This is a genomic window from Okeania sp. (genome assembly GCF_983059655.1).
Genome location: NZ_CEZPJD010000743.1, coordinates 1 through 3,933, shown reverse-complemented (window position 1 = coordinate 3,933; position 3,933 = coordinate 1). Strand labels below are relative to the sequence as shown.

General features: G+C 30.3%; 4 protein-coding genes. 3 read left to right on the top strand and 1 reads right to left on the bottom strand.

The features are described 5' to 3' along the window. Nucleotides 1-139: 139 nt before the first annotated feature. The 3 genes from AC3DU7_RS27685 to AC3DU7_RS27675 all read left to right on the top strand — a co-directional run bounded on the left by AC3DU7_RS27685 (nt 140) and on the right by AC3DU7_RS27675 (nt 3,257). Nucleotides 140-772: a ThiF family adenylyltransferase gene (locus tag AC3DU7_RS27685; protein ID WP_488042477.1), complete on the top strand. Its 633-nt coding sequence runs from the start codon at nt 140-142 to the stop codon at nt 770-772. A 209-nt stretch (nt 773-981) separates the two neighbouring features. Continuing rightward, nucleotides 982-2,337 (top strand): AAA family ATPase, encoded by a 1,356-nt coding sequence (locus tag AC3DU7_RS27680; RefSeq protein ID WP_488042476.1) that lies wholly within the window; start codon nt 982-984, stop codon nt 2,335-2,337. A 2-nt stretch (nt 2,338-2,339) separates the two neighbouring features. After that, complete coding sequence (locus tag AC3DU7_RS27675; RefSeq protein ID WP_488042475.1) at nt 2,340-3,257, top strand: DUF4435 domain-containing protein; 918 nt, start codon at nt 2,340-2,342, stop codon at nt 3,255-3,257. 491 nt (nt 3,258-3,748) lie between these two features. On the opposite strand, the gene rd is transcribed toward AC3DU7_RS27675, so the two are convergent. Then, nucleotides 3,749-3,933 (bottom strand): rubredoxin (rd, locus tag AC3DU7_RS27670; RefSeq protein ID WP_488042474.1); only part of this gene is annotated, 185 nt, incomplete at its 5' end.

Here is a 3,933-nt window from a genome sequence, read left to right as displayed (position 1 = left end):
CTAGTGCCATTTTGACAAGTGCTTGTGTTGCTCGGTCTTTCATTGTAGGTATACTTAAAGGCCGTTTCTCTTCCTTCCTTGCCTTGGGAATCCACACTCGCCTTCTTCCTTCTTACCTCTTACTTCTTCCTTCAAAACTATGTTTTTTCACGAACAACTTTATCGCAGTCCAGAAATTATGACAAAGCTAAAAAATTTGTCAATAACTATTTGTGGTGCAGGTGCTTTAGGAGCAAATATTACTGAAAATTTAGCTCGTTCTGGGTTTAGTAAATTACGGGTTATAGATTGCGATCGCATTGAGGAGCGTAACCTATCTACTCAACCTTATTATCGTTCTGATGTGGGAGCTTTTAAGGTTAAAATTTTGACCAATAGTCTCTATCGTGCTTTAGGAGTAAAAATTGATGGTCAAGCTCAAAAATTAACTGAAGAAAATGTGGGTAAACTATTAGCAAAAAGTGAGTTAGTGATTGATACTTTTGATAATAGTATTAGTCGGAGTGCTGTGAAAAATTATTGTGCCGATGCTAATATTTCTTGTCTTCATGTAGGGTTAGCTTCTGATTATTCAGAGATAATTTGGAATGAAAATTATCGAGTACCTTCTCCAGTAAATGATGATATTTGTGATTATCCATTAGCGAGAAATTTAGTAATGTTAACTGTTGCTGTTGCTTGTGAAGTTGTGGTGAATTTTGCCGCGACTAAACAGCAGGATAATTTTACTGTGACTTTAGGAGATTTTGCTGTTAGATATATAGATTTTTAGAGGGGGAAAGAAAAAAATAATATCAATATTCGGTAGAGTCGATAATTTTCAATGATGACTATTTATACCTGTGAAGACCAGTTAAATTTGTCAAGATAGAATTTTCCTAAAATAATGGGTATGTTTTTTACTATAATCAAATCTAAAGTGAGACAGAATCATCAAATTTGCTGTTATAGAACAGGTTGAATAAACTGAGGAAAATAGATATGTCAATTTCAATTTCAGAATTTACAATAGAGGATCTATGGGGTTATCAAACATTTAAAATTCCTATTAAGGATAATAAGCTCGTTTTGGTCGGTGAAAATGGTACTGGTAAAAGTACAGTTGCTAATTTAATTTTCTTGTTGTTAGCTCGTGAATGGTACAAAATTAATGACTATGATTTCAAACAAATTTCTATAGTTATTAACGAACAGGAGCTTTTCATATCTAAAACACACCTCAATAATTCTATAAAATCCTTGATAAAATCTTATGATGTTTTAAAACAATATTTTCCTGAATCTTTAGAAGATAATTATAAGTTAAAAACAAATTTTTTTGAATCAATAAACTTGGACGCATTTGCTAGGATTTTGAATTTTTCTGTAGAAGAAAAAAAAGAATATTTTTCATCATCTTTTCACCTACTAGATATAGATAAAAAAATTGGAAAAATAGTTAAAGAAAAAAAATTCTATCTACCAACTTATAGACGAATTGAGCAAGATTTAAAAGTGATTTTTCCGGATTTTGATTCAGAGTTATATGAAAAAAAAATATCTAGTATAAGTAAACGAACAGATTATGTGGAATTAGTAGAATTTGGTATGGAAGATGTGGAGCAAACTATAAATAGCAAAATGGATAACTTAAAAGATAGTATCCGTAATCGGTTAGAAAATCTCACTGGAACATATCTGAAGGATGTAATTAATAAAGTTTATCAAAAAGTTGAGGTGGAGGAATTAAAAAATTTAGATAATGAAACTGTTGAATCAATTTTTAGTAGGATTGATGAAAAATTTCTTCCAGAAAAAGAGAAGAAAGAATTACAGAATATGCTCGACAAAATCAAAAATGAAGGAGAAATAGAAGAAGACCAAAAGGTTACTGCTCATTTTCTAATCAAATTACTTAAATGGCATAAACAACAACAAGAACAAGAACAATATATTCGCAGTTTTATCAATGTTTGTAATAATTATCTAGTTGGCAAACAACTGCGGTATGACAATATTAATTTGAGAATTTATATCACCTTAGACCGACAAAATATCAAGAATGAAAATAATCAAAAATCTGAAAATAAAGAAATTGATCTGAAAATGCTATCCTCTGGAGAAAAGCAAATTGTATCACTTTTTTCTCATCTATATTTATCAGATACATCAGATTATTTTGTGATTATAGATGAACCAGAACTTTCTTTATCAGTACCTTGGCAAAAACGTTTTTTACCAGATATTTTGCATAGTGGACGTTGTAATGGTCTAATTGCAGTAACACATTCTCCATTTATTTTTGACAATGAACTAGATTCATATACTCATTCATTAACCGAATTTATTTCTCAATAATTATGAATTTTGCCGACCAGTTAAGAGATGCTCGTGAACCAGGAGATGCTTATCTACAATTCATCAAAGATTACAAAGAGCATCAAAAAACTGTTCATTTCTTTTTTGAAGGAAATGATGATGTTTCCTTTTATAATCACTTTATCAAACAGATGCTTCCCCAAAATTACTATGATTTTAAATATATTTGTGGGGGTAAGCAAAAAGTTTATATGTTATATGAAAAAGTAATCGAGCGGGTATCTAATAAAAGTAGAACTTTATTTTTTGTAGATAAAGACCTATCTAATTTCATAGATGAAGTATTACCTAAATATCAAAATCTTTATGTTACTGATTACTACTCTATTGAAAATTTCATAGTCACAGCAACTATGTTCAGAAGAGTTTGCGAAGATTTTTATCATATTACTGACTCAACTCAGCTTGCTGATATAGAAAATCAGTTCGAGCAAGAATGGCAAACTTTTTGTCGCTATCTTTTGCCAATTATTTCATGGATAATTTATCTAAAAAAGCAAAAATATCAACCGAATAGTAATAATCTTCAAATAAAAAATTTATTCAAATTAACAAATGACTTGAAAATAGTCAAAATCATGTATAAAAAACTATTTTATTTGGAAAAACAATGCAGTGTAGAGACACCTAAAAATTGTTGGATTCAGATCAGGAAAATTGTCTATCATCTCAAAAAATATGAAGCCAAACAATATATTAGAGGCAAGTATGAATTATGGTTTTTTGTTACTTTCCTCAATAAACTTACAAATTTAAGAGATTCAAATGGCAAATTTATTTTTAAAACTCGTACTCAGATTACTATAGAAAATGCAGTAGAAATTCTAGCGCCTCGCGTTCTCTGTCCTCAGTCACTCAAAGATTTTTTAGAGCTTCATTTCAAGACACTTCAAGAGTAATTATTTAAGAGTTATATCTATAACAATTAGAACTAAATTAATTATTAATGTCTAAATAATGATTCAACCTCCTAATTTTTACAGACAATTTTTCATCTGCATTAACAACAAAAACTACCCAAACTTTATTAGAAATTCGCAAAATTTATCAAGTTATCCCCGACACTACCGCCACCAAATATCAAATGATTCGAGTTATCGACGAATCAAACGAAGATTACCTTTACCCAAACAATTATTTTATCCCCATTAAATTACCAAAATCAGCAGAAATTGTCTTTTCCACCACCAATTAAAATCATGCAAAATCTAATGTAGAAAAGTAATCCCAAAAACTATTGGAGATTACTTTCCTATGGCAGTGATTTTATAGTAAGTTATCAGTCAGATTTGATATATAGAAGTTGAAGGAAAAGTTAGGACAGATAAAAAGCTTAAAACTCAAACAAAGCAATATTCTTCCTTCTTCCTTCTTGCTTCAAAAAAAACACCTAAGCAGCAACTGCTTCTTCATAAGGAATAAAAGATTTCTTCTGCACTCCACAAATAGGGCAAGACCAATCTTCAGGAATGTCTTCAAATGCTGTACCAGGAGCAATACCAGAGTCAGGATCGCCAACAACTGGATCGTAAATCATCGAACACACGCAACAGATCCATTTACGATTAGCAGGGT